General features: G+C 73.8%; 25 protein-coding genes. 12 read left to right on the top strand and 13 right to left on the bottom strand.

What is annotated here, in order from left to right; translation table 11 throughout:
• Positions 1–2 precede the first annotated feature (2 nt).
• Complete coding sequence (locus H9X71_RS10350; protein ID WP_191147015.1) at positions 3–905, bottom strand: SMP-30/gluconolactonase/LRE family protein; 903 nt, start codon at positions 903–905, stop codon at positions 3–5.
• 245 nt (positions 906–1,150) lie between these two features.
• Here H9X71_RS10350 and H9X71_RS10355 point away from each other — a divergent pair, with 245 nt between their 5' ends.
• The 5 genes from H9X71_RS10355 (at position 1,151) to H9X71_RS10375 (ending at position 4,809) form a co-directional block, all read left to right on the top strand.
• The gene (locus H9X71_RS10355) at positions 1,151–1,711 is read left to right on the top strand and encodes a Dps family protein (RefSeq protein ID WP_191147016.1); all 561 of its coding nucleotides are present in this window, start codon (positions 1,151–1,153) and stop codon (positions 1,709–1,711) included.
• A 115-nt stretch (positions 1,712–1,826) separates the two neighbouring features.
• Complete coding sequence (locus H9X71_RS10360; protein WP_191147017.1) at positions 1,827–2,624, top strand: SDR family NAD(P)-dependent oxidoreductase; 798 nt, start codon at positions 1,827–1,829, stop codon at positions 2,622–2,624.
• Positions 2,624–2,833 (top strand): hypervirulence associated TUDOR domain-containing protein, encoded by a 210-nt coding sequence (locus H9X71_RS10365; protein ID WP_191147018.1) that lies wholly within the window; start codon positions 2,624–2,626, stop codon positions 2,831–2,833. Before H9X71_RS10360 ends, H9X71_RS10365 begins: the two co-directional genes overlap by 1 nt.
• A gap of 81 nt (positions 2,834–2,914) precedes the next feature.
• A complete protein-coding gene (locus tag H9X71_RS10370) occupies positions 2,915–4,150 on the top strand; it encodes a sensor histidine kinase (protein WP_191147019.1) in 1,236 nt (411 codons plus the stop codon).
• Positions 4,147–4,809, top strand: a complete 663-nt coding sequence (locus H9X71_RS10375) for a response regulator (protein ID WP_191147020.1) — start codon at positions 4,147–4,149, stop codon at positions 4,807–4,809. Before H9X71_RS10370 ends, H9X71_RS10375 begins: the two co-directional genes overlap by 4 nt.
• A gap of 39 nt (positions 4,810–4,848) precedes the next feature.
• Here H9X71_RS10375 and H9X71_RS10380 read toward each other — a convergent pair whose 3' ends face one another.
• The 5 genes from H9X71_RS10380 to H9X71_RS10400 all read right to left on the bottom strand — a co-directional run bounded on the left by H9X71_RS10380 (position 4,849) and on the right by H9X71_RS10400 (position 10,166).
• Entirely contained in the window at positions 4,849–6,228 is a 1,380-nt protein-coding gene (locus tag H9X71_RS10380) for a D-alanyl-D-alanine carboxypeptidase/D-alanyl-D-alanine-endopeptidase (protein WP_191147021.1), read from the bottom strand.
• 115 nt (positions 6,229–6,343) lie between these two features.
• Positions 6,344–6,958, bottom strand: a complete 615-nt coding sequence (locus H9X71_RS10385; RefSeq protein WP_191147022.1) for a recombinase family protein — start codon at positions 6,956–6,958, stop codon at positions 6,344–6,346.
• Positions 6,959–7,061: 103 nt separating this feature from the next.
• Entirely contained in the window at positions 7,062–7,340 is a 279-nt protein-coding gene (locus tag H9X71_RS10390; protein ID WP_043671231.1) for a DUF3072 domain-containing protein, read from the bottom strand.
• 89 nt (positions 7,341–7,429) lie between these two features.
• Positions 7,430–8,635 carry a PrsW family intramembrane metalloprotease gene (locus tag H9X71_RS10395; RefSeq protein WP_191147023.1) on the bottom strand — a complete coding sequence of 402 codons (1,206 nt, stop codon included), beginning with the start codon at positions 8,633–8,635 and terminating at the stop codon, positions 7,430–7,432.
• 103 nt (positions 8,636–8,738) lie between these two features.
• A complete protein-coding gene (locus tag H9X71_RS10400) occupies positions 8,739–10,166 on the bottom strand; it encodes an FAD-binding oxidoreductase (protein ID WP_191147024.1) in 1,428 nt (475 codons plus the stop codon).
• A 58-nt stretch (positions 10,167–10,224) separates the two neighbouring features.
• Here H9X71_RS10400 and H9X71_RS10405 point away from each other — a divergent pair, with 58 nt between their 5' ends.
• Positions 10,225–11,199 carry a DNA-3-methyladenine glycosylase family protein gene (locus H9X71_RS10405; protein ID WP_191147025.1) on the top strand — a complete coding sequence of 325 codons (975 nt, stop codon included), beginning with the start codon at positions 10,225–10,227 and terminating at the stop codon, positions 11,197–11,199.
• 3 nt (positions 11,200–11,202) lie between these two features.
• Here H9X71_RS10405 and ku read toward each other — a convergent pair whose 3' ends face one another.
• Complete coding sequence (ku, locus tag H9X71_RS10410; protein WP_191147026.1) at positions 11,203–12,270, bottom strand: non-homologous end joining protein Ku; 1,068 nt, start codon at positions 12,268–12,270, stop codon at positions 11,203–11,205.
• 37 nt (positions 12,271–12,307) lie between these two features.
• Between ku and H9X71_RS10415 the strand changes: the two genes are divergently transcribed.
• From H9X71_RS10415 to H9X71_RS10430, 4 genes are all read left to right on the top strand, one after another.
• Positions 12,308–14,815 carry an ATP-dependent DNA ligase gene (locus tag H9X71_RS10415; RefSeq protein ID WP_191147027.1) on the top strand — a complete coding sequence of 836 codons (2,508 nt, stop codon included), beginning with the start codon at positions 12,308–12,310 and terminating at the stop codon, positions 14,813–14,815.
• Positions 14,816–14,907: 92 nt separating this feature from the next.
• On the top strand, positions 14,908–15,786 hold the full coding sequence (locus H9X71_RS10420; RefSeq protein ID WP_191147028.1) for a fumarylacetoacetate hydrolase family protein: 879 nt from the start codon (positions 14,908–14,910) through the stop codon (positions 15,784–15,786).
• Between the two features lie 29 nt (positions 15,787–15,815).
• Positions 15,816–15,953 carry a hypothetical protein gene (locus H9X71_RS10425; RefSeq protein ID WP_191147029.1) on the top strand — a complete coding sequence of 46 codons (138 nt, stop codon included), beginning with the start codon at positions 15,816–15,818 and terminating at the stop codon, positions 15,951–15,953.
• Between the two features lie 43 nt (positions 15,954–15,996).
• Positions 15,997–17,040 (top strand): apolipoprotein A1/A4/E family protein, encoded by a 1,044-nt coding sequence (locus H9X71_RS10430; RefSeq protein WP_191147030.1) that lies wholly within the window; start codon positions 15,997–15,999, stop codon positions 17,038–17,040.
• 72 nt (positions 17,041–17,112) lie between these two features.
• Here H9X71_RS10430 and H9X71_RS10435 read toward each other — a convergent pair whose 3' ends face one another.
• Positions 17,113–18,630: an aspartate ammonia-lyase gene (locus H9X71_RS10435; RefSeq protein WP_191147031.1), complete on the bottom strand. Its 1,518-nt coding sequence runs from the start codon at positions 18,628–18,630 to the stop codon at positions 17,113–17,115.
• A 104-nt stretch (positions 18,631–18,734) separates the two neighbouring features.
• Here H9X71_RS10435 and H9X71_RS10440 point away from each other — a divergent pair, with 104 nt between their 5' ends.
• On the top strand, positions 18,735–19,586 hold the full coding sequence (locus H9X71_RS10440) for a DUF429 domain-containing protein (RefSeq protein ID WP_191147032.1): 852 nt from the start codon (positions 18,735–18,737) through the stop codon (positions 19,584–19,586).
• Positions 19,587–19,622: 36 nt separating this feature from the next.
• On the opposite strand, the gene H9X71_RS10445 is transcribed toward H9X71_RS10440, so the two are convergent.
• On the bottom strand, positions 19,623–20,369 hold the full coding sequence (locus tag H9X71_RS10445) for a polyprenol monophosphomannose synthase (RefSeq protein WP_191147033.1): 747 nt from the start codon (positions 20,367–20,369) through the stop codon (positions 19,623–19,625).
• Positions 20,370–20,566: 197 nt separating this feature from the next.
• Here H9X71_RS10445 and H9X71_RS10450 point away from each other — a divergent pair, with 197 nt between their 5' ends.
• Positions 20,567–21,076 carry a GtrA family protein gene (locus H9X71_RS10450; protein ID WP_191147034.1) on the top strand — a complete coding sequence of 170 codons (510 nt, stop codon included), beginning with the start codon at positions 20,567–20,569 and terminating at the stop codon, positions 21,074–21,076.
• 6 nt (positions 21,077–21,082) lie between these two features.
• Here H9X71_RS10450 and H9X71_RS10455 read toward each other — a convergent pair whose 3' ends face one another.
• From H9X71_RS10455 to H9X71_RS10470, 4 genes are all read right to left on the bottom strand, one after another.
• The gene (locus tag H9X71_RS10455) at positions 21,083–22,360 is read right to left on the bottom strand and encodes an Nramp family divalent metal transporter (protein WP_191147035.1); all 1,278 of its coding nucleotides are present in this window, start codon (positions 22,358–22,360) and stop codon (positions 21,083–21,085) included.
• Positions 22,361–22,455: 95 nt separating this feature from the next.
• Positions 22,456–23,931, bottom strand: coding sequence for an NCS2 family permease (locus tag H9X71_RS10460; protein WP_191147036.1), 1,476 nt, complete (start codon positions 23,929–23,931; stop codon positions 22,456–22,458).
• A 170-nt stretch (positions 23,932–24,101) separates the two neighbouring features.
• A complete protein-coding gene (locus tag H9X71_RS10465) occupies positions 24,102–24,353 on the bottom strand; it encodes a hypothetical protein (RefSeq protein ID WP_191147037.1) in 252 nt (83 codons plus the stop codon).
• On the bottom strand, positions 24,350–25,531 hold the full coding sequence (locus H9X71_RS10470; RefSeq protein WP_191147038.1) for an inorganic phosphate transporter: 1,182 nt from the start codon (positions 25,529–25,531) through the stop codon (positions 24,350–24,352). The genes H9X71_RS10465 and H9X71_RS10470 overlap by 4 nt, the downstream gene beginning before the upstream one ends.
• Between the last annotated feature and the right edge of the window lie 48 nt (positions 25,532–25,579).

Raw genomic sequence — 25,579 nt, forward strand, 5'->3', positions numbered from 1 at the left:
CGCTACGCGCGTGCGTCGCCGTCGACCGCCGTGCGGAAGACGTTCACAGGCCGTCCGGAGACGGCCGTGTCGATCGCGAAGACGCCGCCGGAAAGCGGGTGCTCCGCGAGCTGCTCCTCGGTCATGTTCTCCCGCGCGGTGCCGATGACGAGCGTGCGGAGGTCGGGCCCCGCGAAGGCGACGGACGTGACGTTCGGGGCCGGCACCTCGATCTCGAGGTCCTTCGAGCCGTCCGGCGCCCAGCGGACGACCTTGCCCGCGCCGTAGATCCCGTTCCACGCGTAGCCGTCGGCGTCGAGGGTGAGGCCGTCGCTCATCTCGCCGTGGATCCAGTGCTCCAGCTCCCCCAGCTCGCCGTCGGCCGAGTAGGGCGCGCGGTACACGGTCCTCTCGGACGTGTCGGTGAGGACCATGGTGCGGCCGCCGTCGGTCCACTCGAAGCCGTTGGTGATCGCGAAGCCGCCGAGGAGCGTGCGCAGGCTCCCGGTCGCGTCGACGGAGTAGACGGCCGCGTCCGGCTCGCCCTCGGTGACGTCCATGGAGCCGATCACGAAGCGGCCCTCCGGATCGCACTTGCCCTCGTTGAGGCGCATGCCGTCGTGGGCGTGCTGCACCCGGGCGAGCTCGCGGGTGATCCGGCCCGCCGCGTCGACGAGCACGATGCGGTCGCCGAGCCCCGCGACGAACCCGCCGTCGTCGGCGGGCTGGAAGGACGCGAGCGGCGGGGGCAGCTCGAGCACGGTGTCGTCGGATCCGTCGGTCGCGCCCGCCCAGGGGCTGCGGTGGAGGGTGCCCGCGGTGATGTCGTTCCACATCACGTCGCCGGCGGGATCCCACCAGAGGCTCTCGACGAGGATCGCGCGGACGTCGCGCAGTACGCGCAGGTCGGAGGTGATGGCGCTCATGGAACCAGCCAAGCACCCGGACGCCCGGCCGTCCGCGGACCGAAGGGCCGGCGCCCCTTCCTGCACGCCGACTGTGAGCGCACTCACCGTTCGTGCGACACGGAAGCGGCGGGCGTACCGTCGGAGACAGCCCGGACGACGCGCGAACGCGCGCCCGGGTCACGCGGCCACGTCCCACCGGACGCCGCGCCGCACGGATCGGGAGACCCCCGACCCCACGAGAACGAAGGAACGAGGAGTCGCACATGACCACGACCGTCGAACGCCCCACCCGCACCTCCGAGAAGGCCACGCAGCCCGAGGGCTCCAAGCCCACCAAGCGCCAGAACGCCGAGCGCGGCTTCAAGGCCTCCGAGCAGCTGCACGAGAACATGCAGAAGGTCCTCGTCGACCTCATCGAGCTCCACATCCAGGGCAAGCAGGCGCACTGGAACGTCGTCGGCAAGAACTTCCGCGACCTGCACCTCCAGCTCGACGAGATCATCGAGTCGGCGCGCGAGTTCAGCGACGACCTGGCCGAGCGCATGCGCGCCCTGCACGCCACGCCCGACGGCCGCAGCGACACCGTCGCCGAGAACACGACGCTCCCCGAGTACCCGCAGGGCGAGGTGGACACGGCCGAGACCGTGGACCTCGTGACCCAGCGCCTCGAGGCCGCCGTGCACACCATGCGCGAGGTCCACGACGACGTCGACGAGGAGGACCCGACCACCGCGGACCTCCTCCACGGCTTCATCACCGCGCTCGAGCAGTACGCGTGGATGGTCTCCGCGGAGAACCGCCGCGTCGGCTCCGCCGCCGAGTAGCGACACCGCACGAACACGAGGGCCGCGCCACCAGGTGCGGCCCTCGTCGTGTCCCCCGGGCACGACGACGCTCACGCCTCTACCGCCCCGCACGGGGCACAGGAAGGAGACCGGGATGGATCTCGGGATCACAGGGAAGACCGCGCTCGTCACGGGCGCCGACTCGGGGATCGGGTGGGAGACGGCCCGCATCCTCCTCGCGGAGGGCGCGACCGTCGTCCTCAGCGACCTCGACCAGGGGAGGCTCGACGCGGCCGCCGCCCGGCTCGACGGGGGCGACCGCGTGCACGCGTTCGCCGCCGACGTGACGAGCGTCGAGGCGCTCGCCGAGCTGCACGGGAAGGTGCAGGAGGCGGTCGGCGACATCGACATCCTCGTGCAGTCCGCGGGCATCACCGGCGCGCAGGGCCTCTTCCACGAGATCGACGACGCGGGCTGGACGAACACCATCGAGGTCGACCTCCTGGGACCCGTGCGGCTCGTGAAGCAGTTCCTCCCGTCGCTGCGGAAGGGCGGCTGGGGCCGGATCGTGTTCCTCGCCTCCGAGGACGCCGTGCAGCCGTACGACGACGAGCTCCCCTACTGCGCCGCCAAGGCCGGGATCCTCGCGCTGTCGAAGGGCCTCTCGCGCAGCTACGCGAAGGAGGGCCTGCTCGTGAACGCGGTGTCGCCCGCCTTCATCCACACGCCCATGACGGACGCGATGATGGAGAAGCGCGCCGACCAGCTGGGCACCTCGAAGGACGAGGCCATCGACTCCTTCCTCGACGAGGAGCGCCCGTACATGGAGCTCAAGCGCCGCGGCGAGCCGGCCGAGGTCGCGAACGTCGTCGCGTTCCTCTGCTCCGACCTCGCCTCGTTCGTGAACGGATCCAACTACCGCGTCGACTCCGGATCGGTGGCGACGATCTGATGGCGGGATTGAAGAAGGGCGACCACGTCACCTGGAACACGCCCCAGGGCGAGACGCACGGGAAGGTCGTGGAGGAGAAGACGAAGGACTTCCAGCACGACGGGCAGCACTTCCGCGCGTCGGAGGACGAGCCCGCGTACATCGTGCAGAGCGACAAGTCCGGCAAGACCGCGGCCCACAAGGGGTCCGCGCTGACGAAGAAGAAGTAGGGACCACCTCCCCCGCGGGTACCGGCGACCGGTACCCGCGGGGGGCGCCCCGCCCGGAGGCCCGCGCCTAGGCTGTGGCCGATGGACACCGGGACCGCCGAGACGACGCGAGCTCGCGCCCCGCGGCACCGCGACGGCGTCGAGGTCTCCGTCGACGCGGTCGTCGGGATCGTCCTCGCCGGCCTCGCCCTCGCGCCGCCGGTGGACGTGCAGGAGTCCGGCTTCCTCGTGGCGGTGCTCGCGCTCGCCGCGGTCGTCGTCCGGTCGGTGTACCCGAGCGCCGCGCTCGTCCTCGCCTGGAGCATGGCGCTGCTCCAGTGGCAGCAGGGCGGACGACCCGGCTTCGCGGACCTCGCGCTCCTGCTGGTCCTCTACTCGACCGCCCGTCGCGGGTCCCGTGCGACCGCCGTCCTCGGCGCGGCGTCCGCGGTCGTGGGCGGCTCGATGGCCACGGTCTACCTGCTGCACACGGGCGCGCGCTTCTCCCTCCTCATCCAGTCCGGCGGGCTCAGCGCCGTCGTGTTCGTCCTGGCGCCCGTCCTGCTGCTGCTCCTCGCCTGGCTGACCGGCCTCGTCGTGCGCGTGGTGCGCGCCCGCACCTCCGAGTCGCGCCTGCGCGTGCAGGCCGAGGACACGGCCGTGAAGGCCGTCGACCTCGCCCAGGCGGAGACGCTGCGGGCGAGCATGGCGCGCGACGTGCACGACATCGTGGGGCACTCCCTCGCGGTGATCATCGCGCAGGCCGACTCCGTGCAGTTCCTCGACGACGAGGAGCGGATCCGCGGCGTCTCCGCCACCATCGCCGACACCGCCCGCCGCTCGCTCGCCGAGGTGCGCGAGGTGCTGAGCGGCACCAGCCCGGTCGGCGCGGACGAGGGGCCCGAGGACCTCGACGCGGTCGTCGCGCAGGTGCGGGCCGCCGGCGTCGACCTCGCGCACGAGGTGCGCGGCGCGCGGCGGGCGGTGGATCCGGCGCGGCAGGTGGTCATCCGCCGCGTCGCCCAGGAGATGACCACCAACGCCATGCGGCACGGCGAGCCGGGCGGCCCGATCCGCCTCCGCGAGACCTGGCGCGCGGCCGACGTCGTGCTCGAGGTCGAGAACCCGATCGCCGGGCGCGGCGCCGTCCCCGACCGCACCGGCCCGCTCGGCATCGAGTCCCTCCGCGTCGGCACCGGCGTCGAGGGCATGCGCGCCCGCCTGGCCGCCGTCGGCGGCGACCTCGAGGCCGAGCCCGTCGACGACCTCTTCACCGCCCGCGCGCGCATCCCGCTGCCGGGCGCCCATCCCGTCGCCGTGCCAGGAGGCCGCCCGTGATCCGCATCGTGCTCGTCGACGACCAGGAGCTGTTCCGCGGCGGCGTGCGCGTCGCCCTCGACGCCCAGCCCGACCTCGAGGTCGTCGGCGAGGCGGGCGACGGGCGGCAGGGCCTCGCGGTGATCGACGAGGTGCGGCCCGATGTCGTGCTGCTCGACATGCGCATGCCCGTGATGGACGGCCTCGAGACCGTGCGCGCGCTCTTCGACGGGAGCCGGGCGGATCCGCCGCGCGTGATCGTGCTGACGACGTTCGCCCTCGACCGGGCCTCGGCCACCGCGATCCGCGGCGGCGCGAGCGGCTTCCTCCTCAAGGACGCGACGCCGGCGTTCCTGGCGGCGGCGATCCGCGCGGTGCACGCGGGCAGCGCCGTGCTCGCGCCGGACGAGCTCACGCAGCTGTTCACCTCGGACGCGACCGCGGCCCCCGCTCCCCCGGCGCCGCCCGAGTTCCGCTCGCTGAGCGCACGCGAGAAGGACGTCTTCGGCCACGTGGCGCGCGGGCTGTCGAACGCGGAGGTCGCGACGCTGGAGTTCGTGAGCGAGTCGACCGTGAAGACGCACGTGAGCAGCATCCTCGCGAAGCTCGCGCTCCGCGACCGCGTGCAGCTCGTCGTGTACGCGCACGACCACCGGCTCGTGGAGCGGTCGGGGGCGTAGGCGCCCTGTCGCTCCCGGCGCTGGCGCCGCTCCCGCCGCTCAGCCGCCGAGCGCGCCGCCGCAGCGGTGCAGCGCGGTCGCGAGGGCGTCGATCTCGGCGCGCGCGGACTCCGCGGGGACCGACGGGTCGACGTCGTCCGCCCAGATGGTGAAGGCGACCTCGGTGCCGTCCTCCGCGGCGGCGATGCCGGTGAGGCCGTGCATCCGCTCGAGCGTGCCCGTCTTGCCACGGATCCGTCCGGCCGCGGCCGCGGCGTCGCCCGTGAAGCGGCCGTCCTCCGCGAGCGTGCCCGTGCGGCCCGCGACGGCGAGGCCCGCGTCGACGATGGCGAGGTCGCCCGCGTGCTCGGCGACGCGCACCATGAGGCGCGTGAGGAGCGCGGCGGGCACGCGGTTCGCGTCGGCGAGGCCCGAGCCGTCGACGAGGACGATCCCGTCGGTCGGCAGGCCGAGGTCCGCCAGGGCGGCCGGCGTGCCGCGCTGGATGTCCGCGGCCGCGCTGCCCGCGCCCGTCTCGACCGCGACGAGCCGGGCGAGCGTCTCGGCGAGCGTGTCGTCGGAGTGCGTGAGCATGTGGCCGACGAGCTCGCGCACGGGGGCGGACTCGACGGCGCCGAGCACGGGGGATCCGCCCGGCGCGGTCACGAGACCGCCGTCGGCCGCCACCCCGTCGCCGAGGAGCGGCGCGAACGCCTCGGCCGCGCGGGCCACCGCGGCGTCCCCGCGGCGCGAGTACGGGACGGCCGGGTCGTCGCGGTCGCCGTCGACCATGAGCGCCGTGATGTTCGACATGGATCCGCCGCGCCTGGCCTCGAGCGGCCACTCCGGCAGCCATGCGGGCCCGGCGAAGAGGCTGCTGTCGACCTGGAGGCGGCGGATCGGCACGCCGGCGAGGTCGGGATCGAGGCGGCGGGCCGCGAGCACCTGCCGCGCGAGGTCGTCGAGGTGCGGGGCGCCCGGGTAGACGCCGTCGGTGCCGGACGGCAGGCGGCTGAGGGTGGGGTCGCCGCCGCCCACGAGGATCACCGTGTCGGCGCGCGCGCCCTGCACGACGCGCGTGGCGATGCGCCGGTCAGGACCGAGCGCCTCGACGGCGGCCGCCGCGGTGAGGACCTTCATGGTGCTGGCGGTCGCCGCGGGCACGTCGCCGCGCACGTCGACCAACGGCGCGCCCGCGCCGCCGTCGACCTCGGCCGCCGAGAGGTGCAGCGTGCCCGTGGACCAGCCGCCCGTGAGCGCGTCGACCGTGCACGACGCGGGGTCGGCCGACGCGCCGCCGACGGGCGACGGGAGCATCCCGGTGACGAGCCCGGCCGCGACGACCGCGGTCGCGACCACGGCCGCGAGCGCGGCGGACCGGCGGCGGGCGACGCGGGGGCTCGGGCGGCCCGCGATGCGCGCGCGAGGGGATCCGGTCATGTCCCCAGCGTAGGAAACGGAGGCGCCGCCCGCCTCCGCCGCGGGTGCCGGCGGCTCCCCCGCGCGGACGATCCGGCGGGGGCCGCGCCGCGCGGCGCCGGTCGGACGCCCGGGATCAGCGCAGCAGACCGCCCTGCTTCCCCGACTCCGCCCAGGCGAGGGCGCGCGTGACGACGCGCTCGCTCACGTCGAGCACGCGGGCGATCTCCGCGGTGTCGCGGCCCTTGGACCGCTCCTCGACCGCGATCATGAGCTTGCGTCGCGTGATGCCCTTGGGCAGCGACGGGGCCTCAGACGCGGCGGGCGCGGCGGCGGCCTGCGGTGCGGACGCGGACGCGCCGGCCCCGCGGCGGCGTCCCCGCTCGGCCTCGGTCGTCGCGTCGACCGTCGCGAGCGCGAGGGTGACGGCGAAGAGCCCGCGGCCGGCCTCGGTGCCCGCCTCCAGCCCCTCGCGGACGGCGCGGAACGCGATGCCGCGCGCCTCCAGCCGGTTGAGGATCCGCACCACGTCGGCGGAGCCCGGCCCGAGCCGGTCGAGGCTCACGACGAGGAGCTCGTCGTTCTCGCGGAGGTAGTCGAGCGCGTCCTGGAGGCCGGGCCGCGGGGACTTGGGGCCGCCTGCGACGTCGACGAAGATGCGCTCGCAGCCCGCGGCGTCGAGGGCGTCGACCTGGTCCTGGTACGACTCCTCGGCGCGGGCGACGCGCGCGTACCCGACGAGCGTGGTCATGCGGCCTCCCTCACGTCATCCTCCTGCCCGCGTGCGCTCCCCCGTCACGCGACGACGGGCGGGCGCCGGTGGGGCGCCCGCCCGTCCGCTGCCTCGCGGCGGATCAGCTCGCGTCGTCCGACTGCGGAGACGCGGTCTCCTTCTTCTCCTGCAGGCGCTCGATCTGCTCGCTCGCCTCGGCCTTGTTGAGGTCAGCGGGGATCTCCTCGCCGGCCTGGCTGGCCAGGGAGTCGAGGTAGCTGCGCTGCGCGCCCGTCATCGGCTCGTCGCCCGTGACCCAGGTGCTCGGGTCCTTCTCGGCGCTCTGCGGCGGCGTGGGGGTGGAGGAGCCGAGCATCTCCTTGTCGTCGCCGCCGGTGGTGTCCTGGTTCGCATCGCTCATGGTGGTGCCTCCTCGTGGTCGTGGGTCCGACGCTACTCGCGACCGGCGACACCGGACGCGGCACCGGGGGCGCCCCCGACGCTGGGCGGCTAGCGGCGACCGCCGGCCAGGAGCGCCTGGCGGTGGTCGGTGACCGCCTGCAGCAGGCGCCGCTCGTCGTCGAGGTGGCCGGCCTCGGAGCGGCCGGACGCGGCGGGGCGCTCCGAGAGCATCCGCTGCCGGGCGAAGGCGAGCCGCGTGGCGTCGCGCGTGAACAGGGCCATGGCCCGGCCCGCGTCGCCGCCGCGGGTGCGCGCCCAGAGCCGGGCGCGACGGCGGCCCTGCCACGTGCTCAGCATCTCGACCTCGGCGGGGGTGAACCAGCCGACGGCCGCGTACTCGCGGAGGCGGCGGCGCGTGAGGTGGATCTCGTAGCGGCGCAGCAGGATCACGACCACGACGAGGAACGCGAAGATCGGCACCTGGAGCAGCACGTAGAAGGTGAGGAAGTCGCCGGTGATGGTGACGCCCGTGTTCCAGAGCGCGTGCAGGACCATCGCGCCCACCAGCCCGACCGCGCCGAAGCCGAGCGCGGCGCCCGGCCCGCGGCGCGCGCCGTAGCCGATCGCGATGCCGGTGATCATGGTGAAGGTCACGTGCGCGAAGGGCGAGAAGAGCCCGCGCATCACGAACGTGCCGACGAGGGTGCCGGCCGTGCCGGAGACGAGCGGCCCGCCGAAGTAGACGATGTTCTCCGTGAAGGCGAAGCCGGCCGCGATGGTGGCGCCGTAGACGATGCCGTCGACCGGCCCGTCGAAGTGGCGACGGGCGACCCAGAAGATGAGGAGCAGGCCGATGGCCTTCGCCGACTCCTCCACCACGGGCGCCTGCACGGCGAGCTGCAGGAACTCGGTGTAGCGGGTGGGCACGCCCGTGGCGAGCCGCGCGTACTGGGCGACGAGGTCGAACAGGAGCGCGATGGCGACGGACGCGGCGGCGCCCCAGAGCAGCGCGAACAGCAGCGCGAGCCGGGGCTCGGGCTCCCAGCGGTCCACCCAGCGGATGGCGAGGAGCACGAACGCGAGCGGGATGAGGGCGAGGAGCGCGCAGATGGCGACCGCCTCGATCCCGAGGCTCAGCACGAGGTACGCGGCGACGACGAGGCCGACGAGCAGCAGCACGGCGACGCCCACGACGCCGAGCACGGCCGACGCGGTGATGCGCCGCGGCGCATGCGGCGTCGGCAGCTCCATGGCGGGCGGCGGCGAGGCCGGGGAGGGACGGTGGACGGTCACGGGGACGGACGGGTCGGTCACGACGGCCCTCTCTTCGGCGGATCGGCGTCGCCAGCCTACTGGCGGGATCGGCGGGCGTCCGGGGCCGGGTCACGCGCGGACACGGGGGCGGTCAGGCCGCGGATCAGGCCGCCTTGCCGGGGTTGAGGATGCCCTGCGGGTCGAACACGCGGCGGATCCCGGCGGCGAGCCCCATGACGTCCTCGCCGAGCTCCTCGGCGAGCCACCGCCGCTTGAGCAGGCCCACGCCGTGCTCGCCCGTGAGCGTGCCGCCGAGGTCCACGGCCGCGCGGAAGAGGAGGTCGGCCGCGCGCCACACGGCGTCGGGGATGCCGGTCGCGTCGCCGTCGGGCGTCGTCGGGTCCTCCGGGAGGCAGAAGTTCGGGTGCAGGTTGCCGTCGCCCGCGTGCGCCACGGTCGGGATATCCAGGCCCGTCTCGCGCTCGATCTCGCGGATCCGCGTGAGCATCTCCGCCAGGCGCGACCGCGGCACGGCGACGTCCTCGATGAGCACGCGGCCGCGGGCGGCGAGCGCGGGATGGAACGCGCGGCGGACCGCGAGGAGGCGCTCGCCCTCGTCGGCGTCGTCGGTGACCTCGGCCGTGCCGCCGCCGGCGACGACGACCTCGACCACGCGCGCGGCCTCCTCGGCCGCGTCCGGGCCGTCGCAGCGCACGAGGAGGTGGGCGGATCCGCGGGAGGAGTGGTCGGTGCCGAGGAACGCGTCGATGGCCTCGAGCGCGCCGGCGTCGAGGAGCTCCATGGCGGCCGGCCGGATCCGCGCGGCCGTGATCGCCGACGACGCGGCCGCCGCGGAGGCCGAGTCGGGGAAGGACGCCGCGACGGTCGACGGGGTCGCGGTCGGCAGCGGGCGGAGGCGCACGGTCGCGCCGACGATGACGCCCAGCGTGCCCTCCGAGCCGATCATGAGCGCCGTGAGGTCGTAGCCCGTGACGCCCTTCACGGTGCGGTGCCCGGTGTCGATCACGCGGCCGTCGGCGAGCACGACGCGCAGTGCGAGGACGGCCTCGCGCGTCACGCCGTACTTGGCGCACAGGAGGCCGCCCGCGTTGGTGGCGATGTTGCCGCCGATGGTCGAGATGGCCTTGCTCGCGGGGTCCGGCGAGTACCAGAGGCCGAGCGGCGCGAGCGCGGCGTTGAGGTCGTCGTTGAGGACGCCGGGCTCCACGACCGCGAGCTCGTCGGCCTCGCTCACCTCGAGGATCCGGTCCAGGCCGCGCACGGACAGCACGATCTCGCCCGCGGTCGCCGTCGCGCCGCCCGCGAGGCCCGTGCCGGCACCGCGCGTGACGACGGGCGTGCCGGTGGCGCTCGCGATGCGCAGGGTGGCGACGACGTGGGCCACCTCGGTCGCGTTGACGACGGCGATCGGATCCGCGGGGCTGCGGTACCCCGACCGGTCGCTGCGCGCGTCCTCGAGGGACGCCGGGTCGGTGGCGACGATGTCGCCGAGGGCGGCGACGAGCTCCGCGCGGACGGCGTCGGCGGAGGCGGGCGTCGGAGGGGTGCGGACCACGTCGTCGTCGATCATGCGATCCACCCTAGGTCGCGCGCCCGCCGGGGTCGGGGGCGTCGGGCAGGCTGGGCGCATGGACTCCCCCGGCGCCGCCGCGCCCGCCGACGCGCGCGGGCCCGCCGCCGCCGCGCACGTCGCCCGCACCGTGCTCGACGTGCCCGCGCCCTTCGACGGCGGCGGCGTGATCCGCTTCCTCTCCTGGCACGCGGTCGCGGGCGCTGAGGAGGGCGACGCCACGTCGTACACGCAGTCGGCGCGGCTCGCGCACGGCGCGGGGACGGTGACCGTGCGGCTGCTCGACGCGGAGGCGGCGGACGCGCACGCCGCGCCCACGCGCCTGGAGGTGACCACGCGCGTGGAGCACGCGGTCGACGCCGCCGAGCTCCTCGCCGGCACCCGCCGCCTCCTCGGCCTCGACGTGGACGCCGCCCGCATCGACTCCGACCTCGCCCGCGACTCCGCGCTCGCCGCCGTGGTGCGCGCGACGCCGGGGCTCCGCATCCCGGGCACCCTGGATCCGCGCTCCACCCTCTTCCGCACCGTCGTCGGCCAGCAGATCTCCGTCGCCTCCGCCCGCGCCACCCACGGCCGCATGACGGCCGACCTCGGCGAGGACCTGCCCGCGTCGGTGGCGCACGGATCCGTCACGCGCCTCATGCCCTCGGCCGCCCGCATCGCCCGCGACGGCGCCGAGCTCCTGCGCGGGCCGGCGCGGCGGACGGCCACGCTGATCCGCCTGGCCGAGGCCCTCGCGACCGGCGAGCTGGTGATCGAGCACGGCATGCCGCGCGCCGAGCTCCGGTCCGCGCTCGTCGCCTTCCACGGCGTGGGCCCGTGGACCGCCGACTACGTCGCGATGCGCGCCCTCGGATCCCCCGACGTCCTGCTCTCCGGAGACCTCATCGTCCGCCGCGGGGCCGGCGCGCTCGGCCTGCCGGACGAGGCGCGCGCCCTCGACGCGCGCGCGGCCGCCTGGTCGCCGTGGCGCTCGTACGCGACCCTGCACCTCTGGCGCGTGATGACCGACGGGATGCCGGCCGCGGGCTGATCCCTACGCGCTCTTCCTCCGGGCGGCGGGCTCCTTCGCGGCGCCGTCGACCTTCGCGGAGGTCGACTTCGCGGACTTCGACGCCGCCGCCTTCTTCTTCGCCGCCGGGGACTTCGACGTCGCGGACTTCGCCTTCGCCGCCGGCTCCTTCGCGGAGGACCTCGCCGGCGCCCTCTTCCGGCCGCTCGCCTTCGCCGGGGCGTCGTCCGCGTCGTCGTCGTCCGCCCCCGCCTTCCTCGACCCCGCCTTCCTCGCCGGCGCCTTCTTCCCGGATCCCCCGCCCCTGCTCCGCTCGATGCTCCGCTTCAGCGCGTCCATCAGGTCGAGCACCTCGCCGCCCGAGTCCTCCTCGTCGGATTCGCCCTCCCCGAAGGTCGCGTCGGTGTCGAGCGAGTCGCCCTGGGCGAGCTTCGCGTCGATGAGGGTCTTCAGCTGCTCCTGGTACTCGTCGCTGAACTTCGACGGGTCGAAGTCCTCCGCGAACCCCTCCACGAGCTGCGCCGACATCTTCAGCTCCCGCGGCGACACCTTGGGCGCCGCGTCGAGCGACGGGAAGTCGGCCTCGCGCACCTCGTCGTCCCAGAGGAGCGTCTGCAGCATGAGCACGTCGCCGCGCACGCGCAGCGCCGCGAGCCGGGTGCGCTGGCGGAGGGTCACGTGCACGATCGCCGTGCGGTCGGTCTCCTGCAGCGTCCGGCGGAGGAGCGCGTACGACTTGGGGCTCGACGAATCCGGCTCGAGGAAGTAGCTGCGGTCGAGCATCACCGGGTCGATCTGGTCGCTCGGCACGAACTCGACCACGTCGATCTCGCGGCTCCTCTCCTCGGGGAGGGAGGAGAGGTCCTCCTCCGTGATCACGACCGTGCGGTCGCCGTCGTCGAACGCCTTGTCGATGTGCGCGTAGTCGACGACCTTGCCGCACACCTCGCAGCGGCGCTGGTAGCGGATCCGCCCGCCGTCGGCGTCGTGCACCTGGTGCAGCGGCACGTCGTGGTCCTGCGTCGCGCTGTAGACCTTCACGGGCACGTTGACGAGGCCGAAGGTGACGGCGCCCTTCCAGATGGCTCTCATGGGTCAAGTGAACACCGGCCCGGGCCATGCTGGACCGATGGCGGGCGCGAAGCAGCAGGTGGAGGTCGAGGGGCGGCGCATCACGCTGTCGAACCTCGACAAGGTGCTCTACCCGGAGACGGGCACCACCAAGGGCGACGTCATCGCGTACTACGCCGCCATCGCGCCGCACATGATCCCGCACCTCCGCGACCGGCCCGTCACGCGCAAGCGCTGGGTCGACGGCGTCGGCACCGACGAGCACCCGGGGAAGATGTTCTTCCAGAAGGACCTCGACGCGCACACGCCCGAGTGGGTGCTGCGCCGCGCGATCCAGCACCGCGACCACGCCAACGACTACCCGCTCGCGAACGACGTGGCGACGCTCACCTGGCTCGGGCAGATCGCCGCGCTCGAGCTGCACGTGCCCCAGTGGCGCTTCGGCCGCACGGGCGACGTGCGCCGACCCGACCGGCTCGTGCTCGACCTCGACCCCGGACCGGGCGCAGGGCTCCCCGAGTGCGTCGAGGTGGCGACGGCGGCCCGCGCGATCCTCCGCGACATGGGCCTCGAGCCCCACCCCGTGACGAGCGGATCCAAGGGCGTCCACCTCTACGCCGCCCTCGACGGCAGCCACGACGCCGCCGCCATCTCCGAGGTCGCGCACGAGCTCGCCCGCGCGCTAGAGGCCGACCACCCCGACCTCGTGGTGAGCGACATGAAGAAGGCCCTCCGGCAGGGCAAGGTGCTCGTCGACTGGAGCCAGAACAACCCGAACAAGACGACCGTCGCGCCGTACTCGCTCCGCGGCCGATCCCGGCCGACCGTCGCGGTGCCGCGCACCTGGCGCGAGCTCGCGTCGCCGACGCTCCGGCACCTGGAGATGGACGAGGTCATCGCGCGGATGCGGAAGCGCGCGGATCCCCTCGCCCCCGTCGAGGAGGGCCACCGCGAGAGCCTCGAGCCGACGCCCGAGCGGCTGGCGGGCTTCGCCCGGAAGGAGCCGGACGCCGCTGACGACCGCCTCGCGACCTACCGCTCCAAGCGCGACGCGGCGAAGACGAGCGAGCCGGTGCCCGCGGAGCCGCCCGCGCCGTCCGAGGGCCGCTCCTTCGTGATCCAGGAGCACCACGCCCGCGCGCTGCACTGGGACTTCCGGCTGGAGCACGACGGCGTGCTCGTGAGCTGGGCCCTCCCCAAGGGCGTGCCCACCGAGCACGGCACGAACCACCTCGCCGTGCAGACCGAGGACCACCCGGTCGAGTACGGCTCCTTCGAGGGCACGATCCCCGCGGGTGAGTACGGCGGCGGTGAGGTCACCGTCTGGGACGCCGGCACCTACGAGCTCGAGAAGTGGCGCGACGGCAAGGAGGTCATCGCGACGCTGCACGGGCGCGGCGACGGCACCGGGATCGACGGACCGCGCCGCTACGCGCTCATCCACACGGGCGGGCACGGCAAGGCCGACGCGAACTGGCTGATCCACCTGATGGAGCCCGCCGACGCCCCCGCGACGAGCCGCGCGAAGCCGGCGCGGGCCGCGAAGCTGGAGAAGGCGACCGGCCGCACGCGCGTCGGCGCGCGGCGTAGGGGCGGCACCGCGTCCGCCCCCGCGCCCATGCTCGCGACCGCCGCGACCGGCGCCGGTCTCGACCAAGACGAGGAGTGGGCCGTCGAGATGAAGTGGGACGGCTACCGCGCGATCGCCGTCGTCGCGGACGGCCGCGCGACCATCACGAGCCGCAACGGCGTCGACCTCACGCCCGCCTTCCCGGAGCTCGCCGAGCTGCCCGACGCGCTCGACGTCGACGCCGCCGTGCTCGACGGCGAGATCGTCGTGCTGGGCGCGGGCGGCCGCCCCGACTTCGGGCTCCTGCAGACGCGCCTCGGCCTCACGGGCGAGAAGGACGTCGCACGGGCCCGGAAGGCCGCGCCCGTGCACCTCATGCTCTTCGACGCGCTCGCGGTCGGCGACCGCGTCCTCGTCGACGAGCCCTACCGGGAGCGCCGGGATGCGCTGCTCGATGCCGTCACGGCGCCGGACCGCGGCCGGATCCAGGTCCCGCCCGCCTTCGACGGCGACCTCGACGAGGCGCTGGCCACCAGCCGCGAGCTCGGCCTCGAGGGCGTCGTCGCCAAGCGCGTGGACGCGCCCTACGAGTCCGGACGTCGCTCCAGCGCGTGGGTGAAGGTCAAGCACCACCGGGCGCAGGAGGTGGTCGTCGGCGGCTGGCGCCCCGGATCCGGCAGCCGCTCCTCCGGCGTCGGCTCGCTGCTCGTCGGGGTGCCCGGCCCCGACGGCCTCGCGTACGCGGGCCGCGTCGGCACGGGCTTCACCGAGCGCGACCTCGCCGACGCCCTCCGCCGCTTCCGCCCGCTCGCCCGGAAGACGAGCCCGTTCGCGGACGTGCCGGCCGCCGACGCCCGCGACGCGCACTGGATCACCCCGCGCCTCGTCGGCGAGGTCGAGTTCGCCGAGTGGACGGCCACCGGACGCCTCCGCCAGGCGTCGTGGCGGGGCTGGCGGCACGACAAGTCGCCCGACGAGGTCGTGCGGGAGGACTGAGCCGCGGCGCCGCGCGTGCACGCCGGGTGCACGGCCCATGCACGTTATGACCGCAACCGCGCCCGGCCGCGCCCGCCCGATACGGTGGTGGCATGAAGTTCGCCCACCTGCTCGCCGACGACGGCGTGACCCCCCGACTGGCCGCCATCGTCTCCGAGGGCGAGGCGCTCTTCCTCGACGAGGTGCTGGACGACTCCCCCCGCGACCTGCAGGACCTCATCGAGCGCGGCGACGACGAGATGGCCCGCGTCCGCGCGACCGTCGAGCGCGCCGTCGCCACCCGCACCAGCACCACGCCCGTGGACGGCCTCACGCACGCCTCCGCGGTGCTCCGCCCGCCGGCCGTCTACGCCGTGGGCCTCAACTACTCCGCGCACGCCGAGGAGCTCAACATCACGAGCGCCTCCGCCCCCACCGTCTTCGCGCTCTGGCCCAACTCGCTCGCGGGCCACGAGGGCACCACGAGCTGGCCGCGCTCGCTCAGCGAGGAGGTCGACTACGAGGTCGAGCTCGGCGTCATCATCGGCCGCGCCGCGCGCGACGTGTCGGAGGCCGACGCCCTCGACCACGTCTTCGGCTACACGGTCGTCAACGACATCACGGCCCGCAACCTCCAGTTCTCGGAGCAGCAGTGGAGCCGCTGCAAGAGCTTCGACGGCTTCTCCCCCACGGGTCCCGTCGTCGTCACGCGCGACGAGGTGCCGGATCCGCAGGACCTCCGCATCACCACGGTCCTCGACGGCGAGACGGTGCAGGACGGCCGCACGAGCGGCATGGTGCGCACGGTCGCGCGCCTCGTCTCCTACCTCTCCACCTCCTCCACGCTGCAGCCGGGCACGCTCATCTCCACGGGCACGACGAGCGGCGCCGGGTACTCGCGCGACCCGCAGATCTTCCTGAAGGACGGCAGCACGGTCACCGTCACCGTCGAGGGCATCGGCGCGCTGACCACGCACACGCGCATCCTCTGAGCCGCGGACCCGCGCGTAGGCTCGACGCCATGACCGACCAGCCGCAGGACCCGATCCACGACCACTCCATCCCGGAGGACGCCGACCTCTCGGCGCCCGACGCGGCGGATCCCGAGACGGACGAGCTGCACGACGCCACCGGCCGGGAGGACGGCGAGGGCGCCTAGCCCCTCCCGGTCGCCGCACGCCCGCCGCGTCTAGGCTGGGCGGATGATCAACCGTCTCCTCTTCCTGCTCGGCATCGGCACCGGCTACGTCCTCGGCGCGCGCGCCGGACGCGCGCGCTACGAGCGCATCGCCCGCACGTCGCGCACCGTCTGGTCGAGCGAGCCCGTGCAGCGCGGCGTCCGCCAGGCGCAGACCGTGCTCGACGAGAAGGGCCCGGTCGTCGTCGAGCGCACGGTCGAGACCGCCCGCGAGGTCGCGGACTTCGTCGGTCACGCGGTCCAGGGCGCCGCGGTCGCCGTCGGCCGCACCGCCCACACCGTGGGCGAGCGCATCGGCACCACCACGAGCGACGTCGCCGGCCGCGTCGGCAGCACCACCCAGGACATCGCGGGCAAGGTCGGCAGCACCACCCAGGACATCGCGGGCCGCGTCGGCGACACCGCCAAGGACCTCGGCACGCGCACCGCGGACCAGACCAAGCACGTCGTCGACCGCGTCGGCCAGCAGGCCACCGAGATCGGGCACCGCGTCGCGGAGACCGCCGAGGACGTCCGAGGCCGCGTCGTCGAGACCGCCGAGGAGGCGCGCACGCGTGTCCAGGCCACGGCGGAGGACCTGCGCGAGCGCGGCGAGGAGGCCGGCCGTCGCGCCGTCTTCACCGCGGCCGAGGCCCGCGACGAGGCGCTCGCCTCCTTCGACGACGAGGACGAGACCGGCCCCGTCGTCATCCCGGACACCGGCGCCGCCCTCGCCGGCGAGCAGGACGCGTCCGCCGACGGCGCCGAGGACGACGCCGACGAGGACCTCGACACGCTCGGCCCCGACGACCTCGGCGAGCCGGCCGACGCGGACGAGGAGCCCGCCTCCGCGGCGCCCGCTCCCGTGCCCGCCCCGGCGAAGCCGAAGGCCGCCGCGAAGAAGTCCGCGCCGAAGCCGAAGGCGGCCCCGAAGCCGGCCGACGCCGCGCACGTCCCCACGCCGTCCGACATCGCCGGATCCGTGCACCGCGAGGAGCCCGCGCACGCCGCCCCCGCGGACGACGCGACCGGCACCACGCCGGCCCGCACCTCCGGCGACGACGCCTGACCCGCACCACCCCGCACGCGACAGCGCGCCGCAGCCCTCGGGCCGCGGCGCGCTGTCGTCGTCCGGGGCAGGTCAGTCGGCCTGACCGCCCTCCTCGGCCGCGTGCGCCGCGAGCATCTCCGGGGTGATCACGGACATGGCCGCCGTCACGGGCTCGAGCCCCGACAGCCGGTCGGGCGCGAGGATCTTCTCGACCTGCGCCCGCGTCATCAGCCCCGCCTCGACGACGAGGTCGGGGATCGACGCGCTCGTCATGAGCGCCGTCTTCGCGAGGCTGGACGACGCCGCGTAGCCGATGTACGGCGTGAGCGCCGTGACGACGCCCACCGACGACTCCACCTGCGCCGCGAGCCGCTCGGTGTTGGCGGTGATCCCGTCGATGCAGTTCACCCGCAGGGTCCTCGCCGCGTTCCGCAGCCAGCTCAGCGACTGCAGGAGCGAGTGCGCGATCACCGGCTCGAACGCGTTGAGCTGCAGCTGCCCGCCCTCGGCCGCCATGGTCACCGTCACGTCAGCGCCCGCGATGGAGAACGCGACCTGGTTCACGACCTCGGGGATCACGGGGTTCACCTTGCCGGGCATGATGCTCGAGCCGGCCTGCCGCGGCGGCAGGTTGATCTCGCCGAGCCCCGCCTGCGGACCCGACGAGAGCAGCCGCAGGTCGTTGCAGATCTTCGACAGCTTGATGGCGGCGCGCTTGAGGGTCGAGGAGAGCGTCATGAAGACGCCCGCGTCGCTCGTCGCCTCGATGAGGTCGCTCGCGGTCACGAGCGTGTAGCCCGTGATGGCGCTGAGGTGGCCGCGCACGGCCGCCGCGTAGTTCGGATCCGCCGTGATGCCCGTGCCGATCGCCGTCGCGCCGAGGTTGATCTCCGACAGCAGCGGCACGAGCTCGCCGAGCCGCGCGTGGTCCTCCTCGAGCGTGGTCGCGAAGCCGTGGAACTCCTGCCCGAGCGTCATGGGCACGGCGTCCTGGAGCTGCGTGCGGCCGACCTTCAGCACCTGCGAGAACTGCGCGCCCTTGGTGAGGAACGACAGGCGCAGCAGGTCCAGCTCGTCGAGCGTCTGCAGGAGCGAGTGGATGAGCGCGACCTTGAGCGCGGTCGGGTACGTGTCGTTCGTCGACTGGCTGCGGTTCACGTCGTCGAGCGGGTGCATGTGCCGGTAGTCGCCGAGCGCATGGCCGGCCTTCTCGAGGGCGCGGTTCGCGATGACCTCGTTGGTGTTCATGTTGGTGCTCGTGCCGGCGCCGCCCTGGATCACGCCGACCACGAACTGGTCGTGCAGCTCGCCCGCGATGATCTCGGAGCAGACCTCGTCGATCTGCTTCGCCTTCCGCGCGTCGAGCACGCCGATCTGCACGTTCGCGCGGGCCGCGGCCTGCTTCACCTGCGCGAGCGCGACCACGAACTCGGGGTAGACGCTCAACGGCCGCAGGCTGATGGGGAAGTTCTCGAGGGCGCGCGCCGTGTGGATCCCCCAGTAGGCGTCGGCGGGGACGTCGAGGCTCCCCAGGCTGTCGGTCTCGGTGCGGACGGGGTGGCCGTCCGGGTGCGGGATGCGGTCGTCGTTCGGGCTCACTGGTGTCATGGGAGGCTCCATCGTCTCGTCGCTCGTGGCAGGAGGATCCCTCGACACTACTAGCGGCCCGACGCCCGGCCGAGGGCGCCCGGGGCCGTGGATAGGCTCGTCGGATGCGCCGCTTCCTCGGGATCGACCTCGCCTGGGCGGAGGGCACGGCCACCCGTCCGGCCCGCGAGACGGGGCTCGCCTGCATCGACGACGCCGGCCGCGTGCTGGCCCTCGAGACGGCCCGTGGGATCGACGAGGTGGTCGCGTGGGTGGCCCGCTGGGGCGCACCCGGCGCGGTGGCCGCGGTCGACGGCCCGCTCCTGGTCGCGAACGCGACGGGCAGCCGGCTCGCCGAGAAGGAGGTCGCGTCGCGCTACGGGCGGCTCGGGATCTCCGCGTACCCGTCGAACGCCCGCATGCCCGCGCAGGGCGCCGTCGCGCTCCGGCGCCGGCTGGAGGACGCGGGCTGGACCTACGACGACGGATCCGGCGTCGCCCGCGACGACGACGCCCGCACCATGGTCGAGTGCTACCCCTACACGACGCTCGTGGGCGCGCCCGAGCTCGGCTTCGACGGTATGAAGCCGCGGTACAAGCGACTCGCGCCGCTGCTCCCGACCGCGGAGCGGCGACCGCACCGCGCGGCCGAGTTCCGCGTCGTGCTCGACGCCGTCGCGGGGCTCGCGCACGCGGATCCGCCGCTCGACGTCACCACGCACGCGCGCGCCGCCGCCCTCGTCGCCGACGGCCCGGCCGTCGTCGAGCGGCAGCACAAGCACCTCGAGGACCTGCTCGACGGCCTCATCTGCGCGTGGACCGCCGCGTACTGGGCTCGCCATGGCACCGCGCGCTCGCAGGTCCTCGGCGCGACCGACCCGGTGGTCGACGAGCTCGGGCGGCGCGGCACGATCATCGCCCCGGCGCGGCCGCACCAGCGCGCGCCGCACGATCCGCTGCACGCCCCGAGGGCCTGAGCGGCGACGAGGACGCCCGCGGCCGGTCCCGGCGGCTCAGTCCCGGCGGCGCCCGAAGCGCAGGCGCAGCACGAGCAGCAGGTTCGTCACGAGGGTGTCGCTCGGGATCTTCGACTCGCCCTCGGCCCGGTCCATGAACACGATGGCGACCTCGGTGGGCCGCGTCGCGTGGCGGAGCGCCCGCTGCTTCATCTCGATCTGGAAGCCGTAGCCGGTGGTCGTGATGGTCGACGGCGTGATCCGCCGCAGCAGCCCCGTCTCGTAGAGGTTGAAGCCGCCCGTGTAGTCGGTGATGCGCGAGCCGAGGAACAGCCGCGTGTAGAGGTTGCCGCCCACGCTGAGGAAGCGCCGCTTGAGGTCCCAGTCCGGCGTCGCGCCGCCGCGGATGTAGCGGGAGGCGACCACGAGGTCGGCACCGGCGCGCACCCGGCGGAGCATCTCGGTGATGTAGGCGGGGTCGTGCGAGAGGTCGGCGTCCATCTGGAGGATGTGGGTGGGCGGCTCGTCCGCGCCGAGCAGCAGCTCGAAGGCCCAGATGTACGCGGCGCCGAGGCCGGCCTTCTCCTCGCGGGTCTCGACGCGCACCGAGAAGGTGTCCGTCTCGACGGTCGGTGCGAGGGAGCGGGCGAGGTCGGCGGTGCCGTCGGGCGAGGAGTCGTCGACGATCATGGCCGTGATCCGGAAGTCGGCGTTCTCCGCCGCCATGGCCGCGAGCCGGGGCAGCAGCTCGCCGACGTTGCGCGCCTCCTCGTAGGTGGGGATCACGATCGTGAGGCTGCTCAAGCTGGCGGTTCCGTCTCCGGGTCGGGGGGCGACCCGGATGCGGGCCCTGACGAGTCTAGCCAGCGAGCGACCGCTCGACCGCCTGCCCGGGCCGCGGGCCGTTATCGGCTTGTTACACTGTCGTCGGCCCGGCGCCCTGACGCCGTGCGCACCCGCCGCACCGGACGGCGGCCGCGCCGGGTGCCGGGAGGATCAGCGTGACCAAGCTCCTCGCCGACCGCCGCGTCCGCTTCCTCATCGCCGGGCTCCTCAACACGGGCCTCGACTTCGTGCTGCTGAACCTGCTGATCCTGGGCGCCGCCATGCCGGTGATCGGGGCGAACCTCGTCTCGGTGACCGTGGGCATCACCATCTCCTACTTCCTCAACCACTTCTTCGTCTTCCGGCACGGCGAGGCCGTGACGCTCGGCCGGTTCCTCAAGTTCTTCGCGGTCACGGGCTTCAGCTCGCTGCTGCTGCAGAGCGGCGTGATCTGGCTGTTCGAGCGCGGGTTCGACACGACCTTCGGCCGGTCGCTCCTCACGTTCGGCACGAGCGCGGAGCAGGAGTTCCTGGAGATCAACATCGCGAAGGCCACGGCCGTGCTCATCGGGCTCGTGTGGAACTTCACGCTCTACCGGCTCGTGGTGTTCCGGACGCCGACGCCCGGCGACGCGGCCGCCGCCGACGGCTCCCCCGCCGTGCGCGCGGCCGCCTCCGCCGACTGAGCGCCGCTAGACGAGCTTCCCGATCTCCGTCACGAGCTGCTGCACGCCGAGCACCACGAACAGGAGCGCGGACAGGCCCATCACCGTGTTGCTGAGCGGGCGGTTCCGCCACGCGCGCGGCGTGCGGTCGGTGTTGAGGAGCACGAGCAGGGTGATGGCGAGGAACGGCATGAACAGGGCGCCGAGCACGCCGTACGCGATGATCAGGCCGATCGGCTGGTCGAGGAACAGCAGGCCGATGGGCGGGATCGTCAGCCAGAGGATGAAGCCCCGGTAGTAGCTGCCGCCGAGGCGACGTCGCGGGTCCTCGACGTCGAGGCCGCGGATCGTGCCGAGGAAGTCGGCGAACATGAGCGAGACGCCGTTCCACACGCCGAGGATCGACGAGAACGACGTGGCGAAGAAGCCGAGCAGGAAGAACCACGTCATGAACGCGCCGTAGCGCTCCCCCAGCACGTCGGCGAGCTGCACGAGGCCGCCCTCGCCGTCGGCCAGCGCGATGTCGGCGGAGTACAGGAGCTCCGCGCCGACCACGAGCATCGAGAGCACGAAGACGCCGCTCATCACGTAGGCGACGGAGTTGTCGATGCGCATGACCTTCATCCAGCCGGGCGCCACCCAGCCCTTCTCGCGCAGCCAGTACCCGTACGCCGCGAGCGTGATGGTGCCGCCGACGCCGCCCGCGATGCTGAGCGCGACGACGAGGCCGCCCTCGGGGATCGTGGGCACGAGCCCCGTGAGGAGGGCGGGCACGTTCGGGAGTGTCACGATCGCGGCGCCCACGACGGTCACGAACATGAGGCCGACGAAGACCGCGATGATCCTCTCGAAGGCGGAGTAGCGGCCGAACCACACGACGACGGCGCCCACCAGGCCGCAGGCGATCGCGAAGACCTTGAGGTCGACGCCGGGGAACAGCGCCGCGAGCGGGAGGGCCGAGGAGCTCATGGCGGCGGCGCCGTACACGAGTCCCCAGATGAGGATGTACGGGCCGAAGTACCACGTGGTCCAGCGGCCGACGCTGCGCCAGCCCTCGAAGATCGTGCGGCCGGTCGCGAGCGAGTACCGGCCCGCGCCCTCGACGAGGAAGATCTTGATGATCACGCCGAGCACGGCCGCCCAGAGCAGGGCGTAGCCGAAGCGGGAGCCGGCCACCAGGGTGGCGACGAGGTCGCCCGCCCCGATTCCTGTGGCCGCGACCACGAGGCCGGGCCCGACGATGCGCCAGCGCTTCGCGGACTCCTGGGGTTCGCGGACGTCGCCGCGCGGATCGAGGTCGGTCATGAGCGGGCTCCCGTGCGTCATCGGATGGGGGTCCCGTCCCACCTTACGCAGGGCTGGACGCGCGGCGCCCTCCGGCGGCCGCGCGACGCCCGGGATCAGACGCCGAGCAGCTGCTCGATCGGCCCGCGCGCGAAGAAGACGAGGAACCCGGCCGAGACGATCCAGAGCAGCGGCGACACCTCGCGCGCGCGACCCGAGAGCGAGCGCACGAGCACCCAGGAGAGGAAGCCGACGCCGATCCCGTTGGCGATGGAGTACGTGAGCGGCATGACCACGACGGTGAGGAACACGGGCAGCGCGACCGAGAAGTCGGTCCAGACGATGTCCTTGATCTGCGACGCCATGAGCGTGCCGACGATCACGAGCGCGGCGGCGGCGACCTCGAGCGGCACGACCTGCGTGAGCGGCGTGAAGAACATGGCGAGGAGGAAGAGCACGCCCGTGACCATCGACGCGAGGCCCGTGCGCGCGCCCTCGCCGATGCCGGAGGCCGACTCGATGAAGACCGTGTTCGACGAGCTCGACGTGGCGCCGCCCGCGACCGCACCGAAGCCCTCGACGACCAGCGCGCCCTTGAGGCGGGGGAAGTCGCCGCGCTCGTCGGAGAGGTCGGCCGCCTTCGCGAGGCCCGTCATGGTGCCCATCGCGTCGAAGAAGTTCGTGAAGACGAGCGTGAAGACGAGCATGAGGCTCGAGATGATGCCGATCCGGCCGAAGGCGCCGAAGTCGAAGGCGCCGACGAGGCCGAGGTCCGGCAGCGCGACGGGAGCGCCGGGCAGCACGGGCGCGTTGAGGTTCCAGCCGGTGGCGCCCGAGGTGTTCGACGGGCCGATGTGGAAGACCTGCTCCACGACGATGGCGATGAGGGTGGTCGCGACGATGCCGATGAGGAGCGCGCCGGGCACGCGGCGGGCCATGAGCACGCCCATGATCACGAGGCCGACGATGAAGACCACGGTCGGCAGCGACGCGATGGAGCCGTCGATCCCGAGCGCGAGCGGCGAGGCGGGCACGCCCGTGCCGCGGACGAAGCCGGAGTCGACGAAGCCGATGAACGCGATGAAGAGGCCGATGCCCACCGTGATGGCGGTCTTGAGCTCGCGGGGGACCGCCCGGAAGATCAGCGTGCGGAGGCCCGTGGTGGCGAGCAGCACGATCACGAGGCCGTTGACGACGACGAGGCCCATGGCCTCCGACCAGGTCACCTCGCCGACGACGCTGACCGCGAGGAACGAGTTGATGCCGAGGCCCGCGGCGAACGCGAACGGCAGGCGCGCGATGAGGCCGAAGAGGATGGTCATGACGCCCGCGGTGAGGGCCGTCGCGGCGCCCACCTGCGTGGCCTGCAGCCAGTTCCCCTCGACGTCGAGCGTGGCCTGGTCCGCGCTGAAGCCGCCGAGGATCAGCGGGTTGAGCACGACGATGTACGCCATCGTCACGAAGGTCAGGACGCCCCCGCGGACCTCGCGCGCGTACGTGGAGCCGCGCTTCGTGATCTCGAAGAACCGGTCGAGCGCGCCGCGCGCTCCGGAGGTCTCGGGGGCGGGGGACGACGTGCGCGCTTCGGTCATGGCTTCTTCCGCGGGGGTCGGGTCGGACGACAGGAGGAGGGAGGAGCCGACGACGTCGTCGGGACGGGATCGAGCCTAGGGCCGCCGACGGCCGGGGGCGACCGGCCGGCGCGATGCAGGTGAGCCGCGCTGCGGGTCACCCGCGCTGCACGGCTGACCCGCGCTGCGGGTCAGCCGTGCAGCGCGGGGACGATGAGGTACACGCCGTAGAGCACGGCGAGGCCGCTCAGGGCGAAGCAGACGTAGCCGCCCACGGTCGCGGCCTGCGGGCGGATGCCCGTGACGGAGACCTTGTCGCCCTCGTCGTCGTACTCGGTGCCCACGGCGAGGAGCCGGACGCCGAGCGAGAAGAGGCTGACCACCGCGACGGCTCCCACGAGGGCGGCGACGGCGACGATGAGGAACGCGCTCCAGTCGATCATGCGGCCTCCCTGGCCTTCCGGGCGGCCTTGGTGGCCTTGCGTCCGCGCACCGCGAATCCGGCGGCGTCGACCTCGACGATGGCGTTGCGGGCGTCGACCGCGTTGCGGCGGGAGCGCCAGAAGATCCAGACGATCACGGCCACGCCGACGACCGCGTCGACGACGAAGCCGACGGTGCCCGTGCTCGCGACGAGCGCGGCCAGCGCGCCCACGACGGCGGCCGACGGCAGCGTGAGCAGCCAGCCGAGCGCGATCTTGCCGACCGTGTTCCAGCGCACGGACGCGCCGCGGCGGCCGAGGCCCGAGCCGATGACGGAGCCGGAGGCGACCTGCGTGGTCGACAGCGCGAAGCCGAGGTGGCTGGACGCGAGGATCGTGGCCGCGGTCGACGCCTCGGCGCTGAAGCCCTGCGCGGGCTTGACCTCGGTGAGGCCGGATCCCATCGTGCGGATGATGCGCCAGCCGCCCATGTAGGTGCCGAGCGCGATGGCGACCGCGCACACCGCGATGACCCAGAACTCGGGGCCGGACCCCGCCGCCTGGAAGCCGCCCGCGATGAGCGTGAGCGTGATGATGCCCATGGTCTTCTGCGCGTCGTTGGTGCCGTGCGCGAGGGCCACGAGCGACGACGTGAAGATCTGGCCGTAGCGGAAGCCGCCGCGCTCGTTCGGGCCGCTCGAGCGGCGCGTGATCGAGTAGGCGAGCTTCGTGGTCGTGTACGCGATGAGGCCCGCGATGGCCGGGGCCAGCAGCGCCGGGAGGATGACCTTCGACAGCACGACGCCGAAGTCGACCGAGCCGAGCCCCGCGCCCACGACGGCCGCGCCGATGAGGCCGCCGAACAGCGCGTGGCTGGAGCTCGACGGCAGGCCGCGGAGCCAGGTGACGAGGTTCCAGACGATGGCGCCCATCAGCCCCGCGAAGATCATCACCGGGGTGATCTGCACGCCGCCGTCGCCCTCGCGGATGATGCCGCCGGAGACGGTCTTGGCGACCTCCGTGCTGAGGAACGCGCCGACGAGGTTGAGGACCGCGGCGATCGCGACCGCGACCCGGGGCTTGAGCGCCCCCGTGGCGATGGGGGTGGCCATCGCGTTGGCCGTGTCGTGGAAGCCGTTGGTGAAGTCGAAGAACAGCGCCAGGACGATGACCAGGACGACGATGAGGGTGAGATCCACTACCGGATCCCTCGAGCGGATATCACAGTCGTCGATCCTAACGGCCTG

The organism is Clavibacter zhangzhiyongii (assembly GCF_014775655.1).
GTDB classification, from domain to species: domain Bacteria; phylum Actinomycetota; class Actinomycetes; order Actinomycetales; family Microbacteriaceae; genus Clavibacter; species Clavibacter zhangzhiyongii.

Bases quoted from the DNA above. Each gene is read 5' to 3' on its own strand.
- H9X71_RS10350 (WP_191147015.1), bottom strand. From the start codon at position 905: ATGAGCGCCATCACCTCCGACCTGCGCGTACTGCGCGACGTCCGCGCG.
- H9X71_RS10355 (WP_191147016.1), top strand. From the start codon at position 1,151: ATGACCACGACCGTCGAACGCCCCACCCGCACCTCCGAGAAGGCCACG.
- H9X71_RS10360 (WP_191147017.1), top strand. From the start codon at position 1,827: ATGGATCTCGGGATCACAGGGAAGACCGCGCTCGTCACGGGCGCCGAC.
- H9X71_RS10365 (WP_191147018.1), top strand. From the start codon at position 2,624: ATGGCGGGATTGAAGAAGGGCGACCACGTCACCTGGAACACGCCCCAG.
- H9X71_RS10370 (WP_191147019.1), top strand. From the start codon at position 2,915: ATGGACACCGGGACCGCCGAGACGACGCGAGCTCGCGCCCCGCGGCAC.
- H9X71_RS10380 (WP_191147021.1), bottom strand. From the start codon at position 6,228: ATGACCGGATCCCCTCGCGCGCGCATCGCGGGCCGCCCGAGCCCCCGC.
- H9X71_RS10385 (WP_191147022.1), bottom strand. From the start codon at position 6,958: ATGACCACGCTCGTCGGGTACGCGCGCGTCGCCCGCGCCGAGGAGTCG.
- H9X71_RS10390 (WP_043671231.1), bottom strand. From the start codon at position 7,340: ATGAGCGATGCGAACCAGGACACCACCGGCGGCGACGACAAGGAGATG.
- H9X71_RS10400 (WP_191147024.1), bottom strand. From the start codon at position 10,166: ATGATCGACGACGACGTGGTCCGCACCCCTCCGACGCCCGCCTCCGCC.
- H9X71_RS10405 (WP_191147025.1), top strand. From the start codon at position 10,225: ATGGACTCCCCCGGCGCCGCCGCGCCCGCCGACGCGCGCGGGCCCGCC.
- ku (WP_191147026.1), bottom strand. From the start codon at position 12,270: ATGAGAGCCATCTGGAAGGGCGCCGTCACCTTCGGCCTCGTCAACGTG.
- H9X71_RS10415 (WP_191147027.1), top strand. From the start codon at position 12,308: ATGGCGGGCGCGAAGCAGCAGGTGGAGGTCGAGGGGCGGCGCATCACG.
- H9X71_RS10420 (WP_191147028.1), top strand. From the start codon at position 14,908: ATGAAGTTCGCCCACCTGCTCGCCGACGACGGCGTGACCCCCCGACTG.
- H9X71_RS10425 (WP_191147029.1), top strand. From the start codon at position 15,816: ATGACCGACCAGCCGCAGGACCCGATCCACGACCACTCCATCCCGGAG.
- H9X71_RS10430 (WP_191147030.1), top strand. From the start codon at position 15,997: ATGATCAACCGTCTCCTCTTCCTGCTCGGCATCGGCACCGGCTACGTC.
- H9X71_RS10435 (WP_191147031.1), bottom strand. From the start codon at position 18,630: ATGACACCAGTGAGCCCGAACGACGACCGCATCCCGCACCCGGACGGC.
- H9X71_RS10440 (WP_191147032.1), top strand. From the start codon at position 18,735: ATGCGCCGCTTCCTCGGGATCGACCTCGCCTGGGCGGAGGGCACGGCC.
- H9X71_RS10455 (WP_191147035.1), bottom strand. From the start codon at position 22,360: ATGACCGACCTCGATCCGCGCGGCGACGTCCGCGAACCCCAGGAGTCC.
- H9X71_RS10460 (WP_191147036.1), bottom strand. From the start codon at position 23,931: ATGACCGAAGCGCGCACGTCGTCCCCCGCCCCCGAGACCTCCGGAGCG.
- H9X71_RS10465 (WP_191147037.1), bottom strand. From the start codon at position 24,353: ATGATCGACTGGAGCGCGTTCCTCATCGTCGCCGTCGCCGCCCTCGTG.